Origin of the sequence: Pseudomonas sp. WC1 (assembly GCF_050586565.1) — a bacterium.
Classification (GTDB): Bacteria; Pseudomonadota; Gammaproteobacteria; order Pseudomonadales; family Pseudomonadaceae; genus Aquipseudomonas.
In genome coordinates this window covers 17698-35925 of record NZ_JBOBDQ010000017.1, presented here as the reverse complement: position 1 = coordinate 35925, position 18228 = coordinate 17698, and the positions used below count along the sequence as shown (strand labels likewise).

15 protein-coding genes are annotated in these 18228 nt (G+C 64.8%); 12 read left to right on the top strand and 3 right to left on the bottom strand.

What is annotated here, in order from left to right; all coding sequences use genetic code 11:
* Positions 1-106: 106 nt before the first annotated feature.
* Positions 107-1780 carry a DNA repair protein RecN gene (gene recN / locus ACQ4OD_RS10335; RefSeq protein WP_430944245.1) on the top strand — a complete coding sequence of 558 codons (1674 nt, stop codon included), beginning with the start codon at positions 107-109 and terminating at the stop codon, positions 1778-1780.
* 82 nt (positions 1781-1862) lie between these two features.
* Here the strand turns inward: recN and fur are convergent, their stop codons facing one another.
* Positions 1863-2267 carry a ferric iron uptake transcriptional regulator gene (gene fur, locus ACQ4OD_RS10330; RefSeq protein ID WP_110701757.1) on the bottom strand — a complete coding sequence of 135 codons (405 nt, stop codon included), beginning with the start codon at positions 2265-2267 and terminating at the stop codon, positions 1863-1865.
* 97 nt (positions 2268-2364) lie between these two features.
* Here fur and ACQ4OD_RS10325 point away from each other — a divergent pair, with 97 nt between their 5' ends.
* Positions 2365-2883, top strand: a complete 519-nt coding sequence (locus ACQ4OD_RS10325) for an outer membrane protein assembly factor BamE (protein ID WP_046854057.1) — start codon at positions 2365-2367, stop codon at positions 2881-2883.
* 88 nt (positions 2884-2971) lie between these two features.
* Here ACQ4OD_RS10325 and ACQ4OD_RS10320 read toward each other — a convergent pair whose 3' ends face one another.
* Positions 2972-3406 carry a type II toxin-antitoxin system RatA family toxin gene (locus ACQ4OD_RS10320; RefSeq protein ID WP_046854056.1) on the bottom strand — a complete coding sequence of 145 codons (435 nt, stop codon included), beginning with the start codon at positions 3404-3406 and terminating at the stop codon, positions 2972-2974.
* A 161-nt stretch (positions 3407-3567) separates the two neighbouring features.
* Between ACQ4OD_RS10320 and smpB the strand changes: the two genes are divergently transcribed.
* A complete protein-coding gene (gene smpB / locus ACQ4OD_RS10315; RefSeq protein ID WP_023629355.1) occupies positions 3568-4050 on the top strand; it encodes an SsrA-binding protein SmpB in 483 nt (160 codons plus the stop codon).
* Between the two features lie 118 nt (positions 4051-4168).
* On the opposite strand, the gene ACQ4OD_RS10310 is transcribed toward smpB, so the two are convergent.
* A complete protein-coding gene (locus ACQ4OD_RS10310) occupies positions 4169-4936 on the bottom strand; it encodes an FCD domain-containing protein (protein WP_102683182.1) in 768 nt (255 codons plus the stop codon).
* 260 nt (positions 4937-5196) lie between these two features.
* Between ACQ4OD_RS10310 and ACQ4OD_RS10305 the strand changes: the two genes are divergently transcribed.
* The 9 genes from ACQ4OD_RS10305 (at position 5197) to purD (ending at position 18164) form a co-directional block, all read left to right on the top strand.
* Positions 5197-6867, top strand: a complete 1671-nt coding sequence (locus ACQ4OD_RS10305) for a lactate permease LctP family transporter (protein ID WP_198754602.1) — start codon at positions 5197-5199, stop codon at positions 6865-6867.
* 63 nt (positions 6868-6930) lie between these two features.
* Positions 6931-8076, top strand: a complete 1146-nt coding sequence (gene lldD, locus ACQ4OD_RS10300; RefSeq protein WP_198754601.1) for an FMN-dependent L-lactate dehydrogenase LldD — start codon at positions 6931-6933, stop codon at positions 8074-8076.
* Positions 8077-8147: 71 nt separating this feature from the next.
* On the top strand, positions 8148-10958 hold the full coding sequence (locus ACQ4OD_RS10295) for an FAD-binding and (Fe-S)-binding domain-containing protein (protein WP_430944244.1): 2811 nt from the start codon (positions 8148-8150) through the stop codon (positions 10956-10958).
* Between the two features lie 256 nt (positions 10959-11214).
* Positions 11215-12093 carry a 50S ribosomal protein L11 methyltransferase gene (gene prmA, locus ACQ4OD_RS10290; RefSeq protein WP_198754599.1) on the top strand — a complete coding sequence of 293 codons (879 nt, stop codon included), beginning with the start codon at positions 11215-11217 and terminating at the stop codon, positions 12091-12093.
* A 43-nt stretch (positions 12094-12136) separates the two neighbouring features.
* Entirely contained in the window at positions 12137-13468 is a 1332-nt protein-coding gene (locus ACQ4OD_RS10285; RefSeq protein ID WP_139673733.1) for a DUF3426 domain-containing protein, read from the top strand.
* A gap of 205 nt (positions 13469-13673) precedes the next feature.
* Positions 13674-14687: a tRNA dihydrouridine synthase DusB gene (gene dusB, locus ACQ4OD_RS10280; RefSeq protein WP_102683176.1), complete on the top strand. Its 1014-nt coding sequence runs from the start codon at positions 13674-13676 to the stop codon at positions 14685-14687.
* On the top strand, positions 14684-15004 hold the full coding sequence (fis, locus tag ACQ4OD_RS10275; RefSeq protein WP_011535876.1) for a DNA-binding transcriptional regulator Fis: 321 nt from the start codon (positions 14684-14686) through the stop codon (positions 15002-15004). The genes dusB and fis overlap by 4 nt, the downstream gene beginning before the upstream one ends.
* Before the next feature lie 78 nt (positions 15005-15082).
* Entirely contained in the window at positions 15083-16690 is a 1608-nt protein-coding gene (gene purH / locus ACQ4OD_RS10270; protein ID WP_430944243.1) for a bifunctional phosphoribosylaminoimidazolecarboxamide formyltransferase/IMP cyclohydrolase, read from the top strand.
* 181 nt (positions 16691-16871) lie between these two features.
* On the top strand, positions 16872-18164 hold the full coding sequence (gene purD, locus ACQ4OD_RS10265; RefSeq protein WP_198754597.1) for a phosphoribosylamine--glycine ligase: 1293 nt from the start codon (positions 16872-16874) through the stop codon (positions 18162-18164).
* The last annotated feature ends 64 nt before the right edge of the window (positions 18165-18228 follow it).

The following is an 18228-nucleotide window of genomic DNA, read 5'->3' as shown; positions in this document are numbered from 1 at the left end:
CAGGTTCAAGGGGGAAGGTGCTTTTCCACATTCGTCGACCGGCTATTGGCAGACTCGCGAAAAGCACTGTATAAATATCCAGACAAGACCCTTCGGGAGCCGCCCCATGCTGGTGCACCTGTCCATTCACAACTACGCCATCGTCGAACACCTCGACCTCGAGATCGCCCGCGGCATGTCCGTCATCACCGGCGAGACCGGGGCCGGCAAGTCGATCATGCTCGATGCCCTCGGCCTGGCCTTGGGCGACCGCGCCGACAGCGGCGTGGTGCGCCCGGGTACCGACAAAGCCGACATCCTCGCCACGTTTGACCTGGTCGACATCCCCGAGGCGCACGCCTGGCTCGCCGAGCGCGACCTGGAAAGCGACGGCCCCTGCATCCTGCGCCGGGTGATTACCGCCGAGGGCCGTAGCCGCGGCTACATCAATGGCACCCCTTGTCCGCTGGGAGACCTCAAGGCCCTGGGCGAGCTGCTGATCGATATCCACAGCCAGCACGAACACCAGTCACTGCTGAAAACCGACACCCACCGCCGCCTGGTGGACGAGTATGCCGGCGCCACCGATCTGGCCCGCCAGGTGCAGCTGGCCGCCAAGCGCTGGAACCAGACGCGCCAGGAGCTGGAGCGTCTGAGCAACTCCGGCGACGAGCAGCGGGCGCGCCACCAGTTGCTCAGCTACCAGCTGGAGGAACTCGACAACCTCGGACTGGGCGAAAACGAACTGGAGCAGCTTGAGCAGGAGCACAAGAACCTGACCAACGCCGAGGCACTCTTCGGCATTTGCCGCCAGGTCATCGAACAGTGCAGCGAAAGCGATTCAGGCAACGTGCTGAGTGCCCTGACCATGAGCCTCAACCGCCTCGGCGCGGTAGGCAATGCACCCAAAGCACTGGGCGAGGCGGTCAACCTGATTGCCAGCGCGCAGATCCAGGTGGAGGAGGCCGTCGGCGAACTCAACCGCTTCCTCGACAACTTCGACGCCGACCCGATGCGCCTGCAGACCCTTGAAGAGCGCCTGGACACCATCTACACCCTCGCCCGCAAGCACCGCGTGCATCCCACTGAACTGCCGCACCTGCAACAGCGCCTGATGGAAGAGCTGGAAGGGCTGAACGCCAGCGACGAATCGATCGAGCGACTGGGCGAGGAGCTCGCGGCCTTCGCACAGCATTATAAAGAGAAGGCCATCGAGCTCAGCACCCTGCGCCGGCAGGCGGCCAAACAGCTGGCCACCGCCGTGGAGCAGGAAATCCAACGCCTGGGCATGCCCGGCGGACGCTTCTGCATCGAACTCACCCCCTTCGAAAGCACGGACCTCTCACCCCATGGCCTGGAACAGATCGAACTGCTGGTCAGTGCCAACCCCGGCCAGCCACTCAAGGGCCTGGCCAAAGTGGCCTCGGGCGGCGAACTGTCACGCATCAGCCTGGCGATCCAGGTGATCACCGCACAGACCTCACGCATTCCAACCCTGGTATTCGACGAAGTCGACGTTGGCATCGGCGGCCCGACCGCCGAGATCGTCGGCCAATTGCTTCGCCGCCTCGGCGAGCGCGGCCAGGTGCTGACCGTGACCCACCTGCCACAGGTCGCAGCCCAGGGGCATCACCACCTGTTCGTGCACAAGGTGCGCAACAGCGACACCACGCATACCGCCGTGGCCAGCCTGGGCAAGCGCGAGCGGGTCGAGGAAGTGGCGCGGATGCTGGGCGGCATCGACCTCACCAAAGAGTCGCTGGCCCATGCGCGCAAGATGGTGGTGACCAGCAAGACCTGAGCGGGCCCACCCCACGCACGCTCCCCAGAACGCACAAAGGCGACCCGAAGGTCGCCTTTGTCGTCAATAACGAGATAAATCGTTACTTCTTTTTACGCACATACAGAACCAGATTGTGGTCCACCAGCTCGAAACCGTGCTCGGCAACGATTTCCTTCTGGCGCTTTTCGATCTCGACATCGAAGAACTCGATGACTTCACCGCTGTCCACGTTGACCATGTGGTCGTGGTGGCCGCCGTCAGCCAGCTCGAATACCGCGTGGCCGCCATCGAAGTTATGGCGAACCACCAGACCCGCCGCTTCGAACTGGGTCAGTACGCGATACACGGTCGCCAGACCGACATCCTCGCCAGCCTCCATCAGCGCCTTGTACACATCCTCGGCACTCATGTGACGCTGCTCGGTGGAGTCGAGCATCTGAAGAATCTTTACTCGAGGCAGGGTTACCTTGAGGCCCGCTTTGCGCAATTCGCTATTTTCAACCATGGTCAGCTTTCTCGCCGATGCTGCTTCGCAGCTTCTCTTAATACGGGTATGATCGGGGTTTACGTTGTCCAGCCAAGATAGTGGAAGTCGCCCACCGATGCAAAACACCAAGCTCTTGCTAACCAGCCTCACCCTAGTGGGACTGCTCGCACTCGCCGGTTGCTCGTTTCCCGGGGTTTACAAAATCGACATCCAGCAGGGCAATGTCGTCACGCAGGACATGATAGACCAATTGCGTCCGGGAATGACCCGCCGACAAGTAAGGTTTATCATGGGCAACCCCCTACTGCAGGACACCTTCCACACCAATCGCTGGGATTATCTCTACAGCCTGCAGCCTGGCGGCGGCCAGCGCCAGCAAGAGCGCATGAGCATCTTCTTCAACGAGAACGATCAACTGGTCAACCTTTCTGGCGACTTCATGCCAGGCGTCAGCCGCGACCAGGAAATCCTCGGTGGCAGCGGTGACACCACGGTCAACCCGGACAAGCAGCCGAGCCAACCGGAGAAGCCAGCCAAGCCAGGCTCGCTGGAAGACTCGCTGCAGAAGGAAATCGACAACGTCGAGACCACCCCGGTGCCGACACCAGCACCGCTGGAAACTTCGCCGCAGTAAATGCGCCGATACTAAAAAGCCCGGATCTTGTCCGGGCTTTTTATTGCCTGCATGAATGGCGGGGCTTGCTCACCTGCCACGCGCGCCCTCAACCATTGAGCTGCTTGGCCCGCTGGCAGAAGGCATCGACCATCGTGTTGGCCGCCTGGTTGAACAGCGGCCCCAATGTGGCCCGCACCAGGGCACCTGCGTAGTCGAACGACAGGTCGAGGCTGATCTTGCAGGCCTTCTCTCCCAACGGCTTGAACACCCACAGCCCGTGCAACTGGGTGAACGGCCCCTCCTCCAGGTTCATCTCGATCGACTGCCCCGGCACCAGCACATTGCGCGTGATGAACTGCTGGCTCATGCCACCCTTGGCCACTTCCAGCCTTGCCCGCATGTGCGTGTCACTGGTCTCGAGCACCGTGGACGCCGAGCACCAGGGCAGGAACTCCGGGTAGCTCGCCACATCGTTGACCAGGTCGTAGAGCGCCTGGGCAGGGTACGGCAGCAGAGCGGAGCGTTGAATATGGGTAGTCATCCAGGCGTCACTTCCAAACTGGGCGGCAGCGCTTGTCAGCGCCTTGAAAACGGCTCTGCGCGGCAGAGCGTGGGTTGCATTGTCCGGGATTCACACAACAGGCTCAAGCGCAGCTAAACCCCGTAGCCGAGGACGCGGCGACTGCCTATAATGCCGCCCCTATGGCTAAACAAAAGAAGCATCCGACCGGGACCATCGCGCAGAACAAGAAAGCGCGACACGATTACTTCATCGAACACAAGTTCGAGGCCGGACTGGTCCTGTCCGGCTGGGAAGTAAAAAGCCTGCGGGCCGGCAAGGCGCACCTGACCGACAGCTACGTGCTGCTCAAGGATGGCGAAGCCTGGCTGTTCGGCAGCCACATCACCCCGCTGAACACCGCCAGCACCCACGTCATCGCCGATCCCATCCGCACCCGTAAGCTGCTGCTGAACAAGCGCGAGCTCGAGCGCCTGGAAGCGGCCGTGGCGCAGAAGGGCTACACCTGCGTGGCGATGTCGCTGTACTGGAGCAAGCACCTGATCAAGTGCGAGATCGCACTCGGCAAGGGCAAGAAGGAGTTCGACAAGCGCGATACCGTGCGCGAGCGCGACTCCAACCGCGAGCTGCAGCGCACGATGCGCAACAAGGGCAAGGAAGAGTAGAGCTCGGCCTGACCTTTCCCGTGGGAGCGGGCTTGCCCCGCGATAGCGCCAGGCCAGGCAGTACCGCTGCCCCTGCTAGCGCGATCGCGGGGCATGCCCGCTCCCACGAAGCCCAGAATCAGCGTCCGCTGCGCCGCTCCGCACGCGCCACCCGCTGCGCTTGCTGCTGCGCCTCCTGCAGCACCTCCTGCACATATAGGATGTGCCGGCTGGACACCTCCCGCGCGTCCTCCGCGCGCCCCTCGACAATCGCCAGATACAACTCGCGATGCTGGCTGATCAGCATGTCGCGGGTCTCCGTGCGTTGCTGGTACATACCGCCAATGTTGGTCACCACATTGCGCTTGAGCAGGTCGAACAACCCGCGAATGGTGTGCAACAGCACGGCATTGTGGCTGGCCTCGGCAATGGCCAGATGAAAGCGCGCATCCGCCGCGCCCTCCTCCGCCCGGTCCACTTCACCGACACGGTTGTAGCAGTCCTGCAAGGCGTCGAACGCAGTCTTCAGCCGCTCGCGATCCGGCTCGGTGGCGCGCTGCGCCGCGTAGTAGGCGCAGGACGCCTCCAGCGTATGACGAAACTCCAGCAGGTCACGCTGCGCCTCGGGACTGGATTCGAGAAGTTTCAGCAAGGGGTCGCTGAAGGTCGAGCCCAATGACTCGGCCACATAGTTGCCGCCGCCCTGGCGACTGACCAGCAAGCCCTTGGCCACCAACTTCTGGATCGCCTCGCGCAGCGACGGGCGCGACACGCCGAACTGCTCGGCCAGGGCGCGCTCAGCCGGCAGGCGCTGACCCGAGGTGAGGGTGCCTTCGAGAATCATCCCTTCCAACCGATCGACGATGTCGTCGGACAGGCGCCGCTGGCGGACCTGATCAAAAACCATCACATGCTCTCCACGAACCCCGGGGATGCGAATCCGGGGGCGCCTATTCTGCGCCTATCCGACTTGCGCCGACACCCATCAGGCGGCGTTTTTCCCAGCCATTCAGATGCCCGCTCATCGGCATCCGACCAAAGTTTCCCCCAGGACAAATTGACACACCCGCTGCTGCGCTTTTAACCTAGCGACCAGCCATTGTAAATTGGTCTTACCAATTATCCAATGCCAGTGCCTTGACCAACAACAATTAGGGGCCACCCCATATGCAAACCTGGCAACAACTCTATACCCCGCTTGGTAGCCTTGGCCTGTCCGCGCTGGCGGCGGTCATCCCAATCGTGTTCTTCTTCCTTGCCCTTGCCGTGTTCCGCCTCAAGGGCCACGTCGCCGGCAGCATCACCCTGGCGCTGTCGATCCTGGTGGCGATCTTCGCCTTCCAGATGCCTGTCGACATGGCCCTGGCCGCTGCGGGTTACGGCTTCCTCTATGGCCTCTGGCCAATTGCCTGGATCATCGTTGCCGCGGTGTTCCTCTACAAACTCACGGTCAAGAGTGGCCAGTTCGAGGTCATCCGCAGCTCGGTGCTGTCGATCACCGACGACCAGCGCCTGCAGGTGCTGCTGATTGGCTTCTGCTTCGGCGCCTTCCTCGAAGGCGCGGCCGGCTTCGGCGCACCGGTGGCCATCACCGCCGCGCTGCTGGTGGGCCTGGGCTTCAACCCGCTGTATGCCGCCGGCCTGTGCCTGATCGCCAACACCGCCCCGGTGGCCTTTGGCGCCCTGGGCATCCCGATCATCGTGGCCGGGCAGGTAACCGGCATCGACGCCTTCCACATCGGCGCCATGACCGGACGCCAGCTGCCGCTGCTGTCGCTGTTCGTGCCGTTCTGGCTGGTGTTCATGATGGACGGCGTGCGCGGCGTGAAAGAGACCTGGCCTGCCGCCCTGGTGGCCGGCCTGAGCTTCGCCGTCACCCAGTACTTCACCTCCAACTTCATCGGCCCGGAGCTACCCGACATCACCTCGGCCCTGGCCAGCCTGATCGCCCTGACCCTGTTCCTCAAGGTCTGGCAGCCCAAGCGCGCGTTCGCCGAGGCCAAAGGCAGCGTCGGCGCCGCAGTCGTGCAGTCGAGCGGCAGCCAACCGAGCCCGTACAGCTTTGGCGAGATCTTCAAGGCCTGGTCGCCATTCCTGATCCTCACCGTACTGGTCACCATCTGGACCCTGAAACCGTTCAAGGCAGCCTTCGCCCCGGGCGGCGCGATGTACAACTTCGTGTTCAACTTCGCCATCCCGCACCTCGACCAGCTGGTGGTGAAGACCGCCCCAATCGTCACAGCGCCCATCGCCATGCCGGCGGTGTTCAAGCTCGACCCGATTTCCGCCACCGGCACCGCGATCTTCCTATCGGCACTGATCTCGATGTGGGTGTTGAAGATCAACTTCAAAACTGGTCTGACCACTTTCAAAGAGACCTTCTGGGAACTGCGCTGGCCGATCCTGTCGATCGGCATGGTGCTGGCCTTCGCCTTCGTCACCAACTACTCGGGCATGTCCTCGACCATGGCCCTGGTGCTGGCCGGCACCGGCGCGGCATTCCCGTTCTTCTCGCCGTTCCTCGGCTGGCTGGGCGTGTTCCTGACCGGCTCGGACACTTCGTCCAATGCCCTGTTCAGCTCGCTGCAGGCCACCACCGCGCACCAGATCGGCGTCAGCGACACTCTGCTGGTGGCGGCCAACACCAGCGGAGGCGTGACCGGCAAGATGATCTCGCCGCAGTCGATCGCCGTGGCCTGCGCGGCCACCGGCCTGGTCGGCAAGGAATCCGACCTGTTCCGCTTCACCGTCAAGCACAGCCTGTTCTTCGCCACCATCGTCGGCCTGATCACTCTGGTCCAGGCCTACTGGCTCACTGGCATGCTGGTTCATCACTAAAGTGACAGGGGCCGGGCGCCTTAACGCGCCCGGCATTCCCCACAAGCAACGCTGCGAGAATCCATGATCATTTCCGCCTCCACCGACTATCGCGCCGCGGCCCAACGCAAGCTGCCTCCCTTCCTGTTCCACTACGCCGACGGCGGCGCCTACGCCGAGCACACCCTGCGCCACAATGTCTCGGACCTTGCCGGCATCGCCTTGCGCCAGCGCGTGCTGAAGAACATGTCCGAACTGAGCTTGCAGACAAAACTGTTCGACGAGACTCTGAGCATGCCCGTGGCCCTGGCCCCGGTCGGCCTCACCGGCATGTACGCCCGTCGTGGCGAGGTGCAGGCGGCACGCGCAGCGGCGGCCCATGGCATTCCGTTCACGATGTCGACGGTATCGGTGTGCCCGATCGAAGAAGTGGCCCCGGCCATCGACCGGCCAATGTGGTTCCAGCTGTATGTCCTGAAAGACCGCGGCTTCATGCGCAACGCCTTGGAGCGTGCGAAAGCGGCCGGCGTGAAGACCTTGGTGTTCACCGTCGACATGCCCGTGCCCGGCGCCCGCTACCGCGACGCCCACTCCGGCATGAGCGGCGCCAACGGCCCGCTGCGCCGTGTGCTGCAAGCCATGACTCACCCGCAATGGGCCTGGGACGTCGGCGTGATGGGCCGCCCCCACGACCTGGGCAATATCTCCGCCTACCGCGGCAACCCCACGGGCCTGGCCGACTACATCGGCTGGCTGGGCAACAACTTCGACCCGTCCATCTCCTGGAAAGACCTGGAGTGGATCCGCGAATTCTGGGACGGCCCGATGATCATCAAGGGCATCCTCGACGCCGATGACGCCCGCGACGCGGTCAAGTTCGGCGCCGACGGCATCGTCGTCTCCAACCACGGCGGCCGCCAGCTCGACGGCGTGTTGTCCAGCGCCCGTGCGCTGCCGGCCATCGCCGACGCGGTGAAGGGCGATATCAAGATCCTCGCCGACTCCGGCATCCGCAGCGGACTCGATGTGGTGCGCATGATCGCCCTGGGCGCCGACAGCGTGCTGATCGGCCGCGCCTTCCTCTATGCCCTGGCGACCCACGGCGAGGCCGGGGTGAAGAACCTGCTGGAGCTGTTCGAGAAAGAGATGCGCGTGGCCATGGTGCTGACCGGCGCCAAGTCCATCGGCGAGATCAGCAAAGACTCGCTGGTCCGCGAACTGGGCGCCTGAGCGCGCCCGCCAACGCCTGATTACCCGGGGCACGCCGCGCACCAGACGCCGCGGCCCCGCGAGGAGACTGCATGAGCCTGCCCGCCGCGTTCCTGCGTGATGCCGAGCGCCTGATCCCCGCCGAGCGCCGCTTCGACGACCCGACTTCGACCCTGGCCTTCGGCACCGACGCCAGCTTCTACCGGCTGATCCCCAAGCTGGTGCTGCGCGTGGAGTCCGAGGACGAAGTGGTCGCGCTGATCCAGCTGGCCCAGCGTGACCGGGTAGCGGTGACTTTCCGCGCTGCCGGCACCAGCCTGTCCGGCCAGGCCATCAGCGACTCGGTGCTGATCGTGCTCGGCGACAACTGGAATGGCCGGGAGATTCGCAACCACGGCGAGCAGATCCGCCTGCAGCCCGGCGTGATCGGCGCCCAGGCCAATGCCTGGCTGGCCCCCTATGGGCGCAAGATCGGCCCGGACCCGGCGTCGATCAACGCCTGCAAGATCGGCGGCATCGTCGCCAACAATGCCAGCGGCATGTGCTGCGGCACCGCGCAGAACACCTACCACACCCTCGCCGGCCTGCGCCTGGTGCTGGCCGATGGCACCCGCCTGGACAGCGAAGACCCGGCCAGCGTCGCCACATTCGAGCAAAGCCACGCCAGCCTGCTGGACGAACTGGCCCGCCTTGGCCGCGAGACCCGCGCCAACACCACGCTGGCTGAGCGCATCCGGCACAAGTACCGGCTGAAGAACACCACGGGGCTTTCGCTTAACGCACTGGTGGACTACGACCAGCCGCTCGATATTCTGCAACACTTGCTGGTCGGCTCCGAGGGGACCCTGGGTTTCATCAGCGCCGTCACCTACGACACCGTGCCCGACCACCCGCACAAGGCCAGCGCGCTGCTGGTGTTCCCCAGCGTCGAAAGCTGCTGCCGCGCCGTGACCGTGCTCAAGCGCCAGCCCGTCTCCGCCGTGGAGCTGCTCGACCGACGCAGCCTGCGCTCGGTGCAGGAGATGCCGGGCATGCCGGCGTGGGTCAAGGACCTGTCGACCAACGCCTGCGCCCTGCTGATCGAATGTCGCGCGGCCAGCCAGAGCCTGCTGCACGAGCAACTCGAGCAGGTAATGGCGTCCATCGACGACTACCCGCTGGAGCAGAAGGTCGCGTTCAGCGAAGACCCGGCGGTGTACAACCAGCTGTGGAAGATCCGCAAGGACACCTTCCCCGCCGTCGGCGCCGTGCGCCAGACCGGCACCACGGTGATCATCGAGGACGTGACCTTCCCCATCGAACAACTGGCCGAAGGCGTCAACCGTCTGATCCAGCTGTTCGACAAGCACCGCTACGACGAGGCGATCATTTTCGGCCACGCCCTGGAAGGCAACCTGCACTTCGTCTTCACCCAGGGCTTCAACAGCGCCGAGGAAGTGGCTCGCTACCAGGCCTTCATGGACGACGTGGCGCAGCTGGTGGCGGTGGAGTTCGGTGGCTCGCTCAAGGCCGAGCATGGCACCGGGCGCAACATGGCGCCCTTCGTCGAGCTGGAATGGGGGCATGACGCCTACCAGCTGATGTGGAAGCTCAAGCGCCTGCTCGACCCCAACGGCATCCTCAACCCCGACGTGGTGCTGAGCGAGGACCCTGACATCCACCTGAAGAACCTCAAGCCGCTGCCGGCCGCCGACGAGATCGTCGACAAGTGCATCGAGTGCGGTTTCTGCGAGCCGGTATGTCCGTCGAAAGGGCTTACCTTGAGCCCGCGCCAGCGCATCGTCATGTGGCGCGACATCCAGGCGAAGAAACGCGCCGGCGTTGATACCCGCGAACTGCTGCGCACCTACCAGTACCAGGGCATCAACACCTGCGCCGCCACTGGCCTGTGCGCCCAGCGCTGCCCGGTGGGCATCAACACTGGCGAGCTGGTGAAGAAGCTGCGCGGGCAGGCGGCCGAGCACGGCAAGGCCGCCGACTGGCTGGCCGAACATTTCCACGCCACCCTGCGCGGTGCCCGCTTCACGCTGGCCACCGCCAATGGCGCGCGCAAGCTGCTCGGTGCCCCACGCATGAGTCGGCTCAGCGCCCGCCTGAGCAAGGCCAGCAAAGGCCGCCTGCCACAGTGGACACCCGCCATGCCGCAGCCGTTGCGGGCCGTCGAGCTCCGCACTGCAAACCACGACGACCGCCCTCGCGTAGTCTATCTGGCCGCCTGTGTTTCGCGGGTGATGGGCCCGGCCTATGCCGACCGCGAGCAAAGCTCGCTGCTGGACAAGACCCGCGCCCTGCTGGAAAAGGCCGGCTACCAGGTAGTGTTCCCGGACAACGCCGACAGCCTGTGCTGCGGCCAGCCGTTCGCCTCCAAGGGCTACCCCGAACAAGCCGAGCACAAGCGCCAGGAACTGATCAACGCGCTGCTGCACGCCAGCCGTGGCGGCCTCGACCCGATCTACTGCGACACCAGCCCCTGCACCCTGCGCCTGGTGCAGGACCTGGGCGAATCGCGGCTGGACCTGTACGACCCGGTACGCTTCATCCGCACCCACCTGGTCGACAAGCTGGAGTTCACCCCCCAGGACGAGCCCGTGGCGGTACACGTGACCTGCAGCACCCAGCACCTGGGCGAAAGCCAGGCGCTGATCGACCTGGCGCGGCGCTGCAGCAAGCAGGTGGTGATCCCCGAAGGCATTCATTGCTGCGGCTTCGCCGGCGACAAGGGCTTCACCACACCGGAGCTCAACGCCCATTCGCTGCGCACGCTCAAGGACGCGGTGCAGTATTGCAGCGAGGGGATCTCCACCAGCCGCACCTGCGAGATCGGCCTGTCGAGCCACAGTGGCATCGACTATCACGGGCTGGTCTACCTGGTAGACCGGGTGACGCGGGCGCGCAGTCTCTGAGGGCAGGGCTTTCTCGCACCGGCCTCTCGCCGGCAAGCCGGCTCCCACCCCGACCGCGCTAGCCCAAAGCAATGTGCCATCCTGTGGGAGCCGGCTTGCCGGCGAGAGGCCGGTACAGGCAAACAAGCCAGTAGCTCCCACAGGTATGGCGCATGCCGGCATGCGACTTCTGCACAAACCCCACGCACTCAAGTAAACTGGCGGCCTTTTCGCGCAGCCTCGGGCTGCCCCTGTCGATTTACCAAAGGTGCCCGCCATGCCCTGGCTGCAAGTACGCCTGGCCATCAGCCCGGAACAAGCCGAAACCTACGAAGACGCCCTGCTTGAAGTGGGTGCTGTCTCGGTGACCTTCATGGACGCCGAAGACCAGCCGATCTTCGAACCGGACCTCAACACCACCCCGCTGTGGTCGCACACGCACTTGCTGGCGCTGTTCGAGGCCGATGCCGAGCCCGAGCAGGTGTTCGCCCACCTGCGCCTGCTGACCGGCGCCGAGCTCCCCGAGTACCACGCCGAGGTGATCGAGGACCAGGACTGGGAGCGCAGCTGGATGGACAACTTCCAGCCGATGCGTTTCGGCCAGCGCCTGTGGATCGTGCCGAGCTGGCACGAAGCCCCGGAAAAGAACGCGGTCAACCTGCTGCTCGACCCGGGCCTGGCCTTTGGCACGGGTACCCACCCGACCACCGCGCTGTGCCTGGAATGGCTCGACGGCCAGCAGCTGCAAGGCACGCAAGTGCTCGACTTCGGCTGCGGCTCGGGCATCCTGGCCATTGCCGCGCTGCTGCTCGGTGCCCGCCACGCAGTCGGCACCGACATCGACGTGCAGGCTATCGAGGCCTCGCGTGACAACGCCCAGCGCAACGGCATTGCCGACGACACGTTCGACCTGTACCTGCCCGAGCAGATGCCGGCGATGCAGGCCGACGTGCTGGTCGCCAACATCCTGGCCGGCCCGCTGGTAGCGCTGGCGCCGCAGCTGTCCGGCCTGGTGCGCCCCGGCGGCCTGCTGGCGCTGTCGGGCATCCTCGCCGAACAGGGCGAGGAAGTGGCCGCCGCCTATGCCGCCGACTTCGACCTGGACCCGATCGTCGTGCGCGACGGCTGGGTACGTATCAGTGGTCGCCGCCGCTAAGCGCGCCTAGACTCATCTCCTGCACAGCTTCCCGGACAGCCGCATGACCGACAGTTTCGTCACCCAGTGCCCGCATTGCCAGACCAGCTTTCGCGTCACCCATCACCAGTTGAGCGTGGCCCGCGGCGTGGTGCGCTGCGGCCAATGCCTGCAGGTGTTCAACGCGGCGAAGCAACTGCTGGAGCAGAACCGCGCCACGGCTGGCGAAGGCGACATTCGTGCGCCGGTGCCGGCAGTCGAGCCGGCCGTGCCAGCGCCCGCAGCCGTGCAACCGGAGGCCGCCCCGCCGGCACCGAGCGAGGACAACTGGACGGTCACGGCCGAGGAACTGGACGCCCTCGACCTCGACCAGGAGCTGGCGCGCCTTGAACGGCGCAGCCCGGGTGATCGACGCGCAGCCCCGGCCAAGGGCATGCTCCAGGCCCGCCGCGACGATCAGCTCGGTGATGGGCCTGGCGATGAACCGTTCGGCACGGCCACTGACGGCGACCGTGAGCCGGCGCAGGAGCGCGAGGACGCACCGATGCTGGTCGAGCAGGAGCCGCTGGACCTGGCGCCGGCCGACGACGAGCGCACCGAGCCTACCCTCGGCGCGACCAGCCTCGATCTGGACGATGAACCACCAGTGCGCGATCGGCCACTCGACGACGACCTCGACGAACCCTCGCGGCAGCTGCCCAGCCATGACGAACCCTTGCCGGAAAAGGGCCTTTCGGCGCTCGACGACGAGGTGCACGGCGCGCCGTTCTCGGCCCGCGACGATGACCCCGACGAACATCCCGGGCAGCGCCTGGAACCGAGCCTGGCCGCCAAGCCCGAGCGCTCGCGCAAGGAGCCGTTGGTCGACGTGGTCGACGACCCGTTGCAGCTGGGCTGGGAAAAGCCAGCCCCGAACTGGGGCAAGCGCCTGTTGTGGGGTCTCCTGACCCTGCTGGCCGCGGGCTTGCTGGCATTCCAGTACATCTGGTTCCACTTCGACGAAATGGCCCGCCAGGACCAGTATCGCCCCTGGTTCCAACAGCTGTGTCCGATGCTCGGCTGCCAGGTGCCGACCCGCGTCGACATCTCGCGGATCAAGAGCAGCAACCTGGTGGTGCGCAGCCACCCGGACTTCAAAGGGGCGCTGATCGTCGACGCGATCATCTACAACCGTGCGCCCTTCGCCCAGCCCTTCCCGCTGCTCGAGCTGCGCTTCGCCGACCTCAACGGCCAGTTGATCGCCAGCCGGCGCTTCAAGCCCAGCGAGTACCTGTCGGGCGAACTGGCCGGGCGCGGCGAGATGCCCAGCCAGACGCCGATCCACATCGCCCTGGACATCCTCGACCCTGGGCCGAAGGCGGTTAACTACAGCCTGAGCTTCCGTTCGCCGGAATAAGCGACAGGCGGCACGCTTCAAGCCGCAGGTAAAAGCCTGTCTGCAGGCCTCTTGCAGCTTGAAGCTCGCCACTTGGCACTGGGTGTCATAACGCCGCAACTGTTCAGATTTTATCCAGATTCATCTTTATCCGGTCATCGAGAGCGGGTATCATGCCATCCCTTTTTCGAACTCCAATGATTCGGCCCCACAACAGGGAACACCTATGTCGGCGGTACGCATCGGCCCTTACACACTGCAGAACAACCTGATCCTGGCCCCCATGGCCGGCGTCACGGACCAACCTTTCCGAACGCTGTGCAAACGCCTTGGCGCGGGCATGGTGGTGTCGGAGATGGTTTCCAGCGACATGCGCCTGTGGAACAGCCGCAAGTCGAGCCTGCGCCGCATCCACGAAGGTGATCCCGAGCCACGCTCGGTGCAGATCGCCGGTGGCGACGCGCAGATGATGGCCGAGGCGGCCCGGGCCAACGTCGAGGCCGGCGCGCAGATCATCGATATCAACATGGGTTGCCCGGCGAAAAAAGTCTGCAACAAGGCCGCAGGCTCTGCTTTATTGAGAGATGAAGCCTTGGTCACCGAAATCCTCCATGCCGTCGTCGGCGCCGTGGACGTACCGGTGACGCTGAAGATCCGCACCGGCTGGGACCGGGCGAGCAAGAACGGCCTGAACGTGGCGAAGATCGCCGAACAGGCCGGCATCCAGGCGCTGGCGGTGCATGGCCGCACACGCGCCGACCTGTACACCGGTGACGCCGAGTACGACACCATCGCCGCGATCAAGCAGGCGGTGTCGATCCCGGTATTCGCCAACGGCGACATCACCTCGCCGGAAAAGGCCCGGGCGGTGCTGCATGCCACCGGCGCCGACGGCCTGCTGATCGGCCGTGCCGCCCAGGGGCGGCCGTGGATTTTCCGCGAGGTCGAGCATTACCTGCGCACGGGCGAGCACCTCCCCGCCCCGGCGCTGGACGAAGTAGAACGCATTCTGCTGGAGCACCTGGCCGCGCTGCATGCCTTCTATGGCGATGTGATGGGCGTGCGGATCGCCCGCAAGCACGTTGGCTGGTACCTGGCAACCCGACCTGGCGGCAAGGAGTTCCGCAGCCAGTTCAACGCTTTGCAAGACACACAAGCGCAGTGCGCCAACGTTCAGGCGTTTTTCGCCGAACGTCGACAGAGCCTTGGGACAGAGGACGAACAAGGGGTGGCCGCATGACGATGATGACCGAGACATTAGTGAGTGGAACAACGCCCGTGAGCGACAACGCCAACCTCAAGCAGCACCTGAACACGCCGAGCGAAGAGGGCCAGACCCTGCGCGACAGCGTCGAGAAGGCACTGCACAACTACTTCGCCCACCTGGAAGGCGCTACCGTCACGGACGTGTACAACCTGGTGCTCTCGGAAGTCGAGGCGCCCCTGCTCGAATGCGTGATGAACTACGTCAAGGGCAACCAGACCAAGGCCAGCGAGATGCTCGGGCTCAACCGAGGCACGCTGCGCAAGAAGCTCAAGCAGTACGATCTGTTGTAAGGCCAGAACCCCAACCAAAAAGGCGCTCATGCAAAGAGGCGCCTTTTTTGCTGACTCCACCGCGTTATGGAATCTGAAATGACCGACCAGACTACCCGCCTGCCGATCCGCCGCGCCCTGATCAGCGTCTCCGACAAGACCGGTATCCTCGAATTCGCCCGTGAGCTGCAGCAGCTCGGTGTCGAGATCCTGTCCACCGGCGGCACCTACAAGCTGCTCAAGGACAATGGCGTGAACGCGGTGGAAGTGGCCGACTACACCGGCTTCGCCGAAATGATGGACGGCCGGGTCAAGACCCTGCATCCGAAGATCCACGGCGGCATCCTGGGCCGTCGCGGCACCGACGACGCCATCATGAACGAGCATGGCATCAAGCCGATCGACCTGGTCGCGGTCAACCTGTACCCGTTCGAAGCCACCATCAGCAAGCCGGGCTGCGACCTGCCGACCGCCATCGAGAACATCGACATCGGCGGCCCGACCATGGTCCGTTCCGCGGCGAAGAACCACAAGGACGTGGCCATCGTGGTCAACGCCAGCGATTACGCCGGCATTGTCGAAGGCCTGAAAGCCGGCGGCCTGACCTACGCCCAGCGCTTCGACCTTATGCTCAAGGCCTTCGAGCACACCGCCGCCTACGACGGCATGATCGCCAACTACATGGGCACCATCGACCAGGCCAAGGACACCCTGTCCACAGAAGACCGCAGCGAGTTCCCGCGCACCTTCAACAGCCAGTTCGTCAAGGCCCAGGAAATGCGCTACGGCGAGAACCCGCACCAGAGCGCGGCGTTCTACGTCGAGGCCAAGAAAGGCGAAGCCAGCATCTCCACCGCCATCCAGCTGCAAGGCAAGGAGCTTTCGTTCAACAACGTGGCCGACACCGACGCCGCGCTGGAGTGCGTGAAGAGCTTCGTCAAGCCGGCCTGCGTCATCGTCAAGCACGCCAACCCGTGCGGCGTGGCCGTGGTGCCTGAAGACGAAGGCGGTATCCGCAAGGCCTACGACCTGGCCTACGCCACCGACACCGAGTCGGCGTTCGGCGGCATCATCGCCTTCAACCGCGAGCTGGATGGCGAAACCGCCAAAGCCATCGTCGAGCGCCAGTTCGTCGAAGTGATCATCGCCCCGAAAATCTCCCAGGCCGCCCGCGAAGTCATGGCCGCCAAGCAGAACGTGCGTCTGCTGGAGTGCGGCGAGTGGCCAGCCGAGCGCGCCGCCGGTTGGGACTTCAAGCGCGTCAACGGTGGCCTGCTGGTGCAGAGCCGCGATATCGGCATGATCACTGCCGACGACCTGAAGATCGTCACCAAGCGTGCGCCGACCGAGCAGGAAATCCACGACCTGGTGTTTGCCTGGAAAGTGGCCAAGTTCGTCAAGTCCAATGCCATCGTCTACGCCAAGCAGCGCCAGACCATCGGCGTCGGCGCCGGCCAGATGAGCCGCGTCAACTCCGCGCGCATCGCCGCGATCAAGGCCGAGCATGCCGGTCTGCAAGTGCAGGGCGCGGTAATGGCATCGGATGCATTCTTCCCGTTCCGTGATGGCATCGACAACGCGGCTAAAGTGGGTATCAGCGCCGTGATCCAGCCAGGTGGTTCGATGCGCGATGCCGAAGTCATCGCCGCCGCCGACGAGGCCGGTATCGCCATGGTATTCACCGGCATGCGCCACTTCCGCCACTGATTATGGCAATCGGCCGCACTGAAGCAGGCATCTGCTGCGTTGGGGCCGGTTCCGCTGATGCTCATTGCCATAAGGCAACTGCGCTCATCGGAACCGTCCCCGCCTTGCATCTACCTGTTTCATTGCGACCTCGTACAGCGAGGGGCGCTGCCTCTCGTTCGACAGATTTCGAGGTTTTGACATGAAAGTTTTGATCATCGGCAGCGGCGGTCGTGAACACGCCCTGGCCTGGAAAGTCGCCCAGGACCCACGGGTCGAGAAAATCTTCGTGGCGCCGGGTAACGCCGGCACCGCCAGCGAAGCCAAGTGCGAGAACGTCGCCATTGACGTCACTGCCCTGGAGCAACTGGCCGACTTCGCCGAGAAGAACGTCGACCTGACCATCGTCGGCCCGGAAGCGCCGCTGGTCATCGGTGTCGTGGACCTGTTCCGCAGCCGTGGCCTGGACTGCTTCGGCCCGACCAAGGGCGCGGCCCAGCTGGAAGGCTCCAAGGCCTTCACCAAGGACTTCCTGGCCCGCCACAAGATCCCGACTGCCGACTACCAGAACTTCACCGAGATCGAGCCGGCCCTGGCCTACCTGCGTGAGAAAGGCGCGCCGATCGTGATCAAGGCCGACGGCCTGGCCGCCGGTAAAGGCGTGATCGTCGCCATGACCCTGCAGGAAGCCGAAGACGCCGTGCGCGACATGCTCGCCGGCAATGCCTTCGGTGAAGCCGGTTCGCGCGTGGTGATCGAAGAGTTCCTCGACGGCGAGGAAGCCAGCTTTATCGTCATGGTCGATGGCCACAACGTGCTGCCAATGGCCACCAGCCAGGATCACAAGCGTGTCGGCAACCAGGACACCGGCCCGAACACCGGCGGCATGGGTGCCTACTCCCCAGCGCCAGTGGTCACCGCCGACGTGCACCAGCGCGTGATGGACCAGGTGATCTGGCCAACCGTGCGCGGCATGGCCGAGGAAGGCAACGTCTACACCGGCTTCCTGTATGCCGGCCTGATGATCGACAAGGCGGGCAACCCCAAGGTCATCGAGTTCAACTGCCGCTTCGGCGACCCGGAAACCCAGCCGGTCATGCTGCGCCTGGAGTCGAGCCTGGTGCTGCTGATCGAAGCAGCCTTTGCCAAGGCCCTGGACAAGGTCGAAGCGCAATGGGACCCGCGCCCGAGCCTGGGCGTGGTGCTGGCCGCCGGTGGTTACCCGGGCGACTACGCCAAGGGCGCCGCGATCAGCGGCCTGGACGCCGCCGCCAAGCTGGAAGGCAAGGTGTTCCACGCCGGCACCGCACTGAAGGACGGCCAGGTGGTCACCGCCGGTGGCCGCGTGCTGTGCGCCACCGCCATGGGCGACACCGTCGAAGCCGCCCAGCAGCAGGCCTACCGCCTGGCCGAGCAGGTCAAGTGGGACGCCAGCTTCTACCGCAACGACATCGGCTACCGGGCCATCGCCCGCGAGCGCGGTGAGCAGCAGTAAAAGTGCAGCCAACGGTCGTGGCGCTCCCGGCGCACGGCCTTCGGCTCGTCGTCAAGGCCCCGCC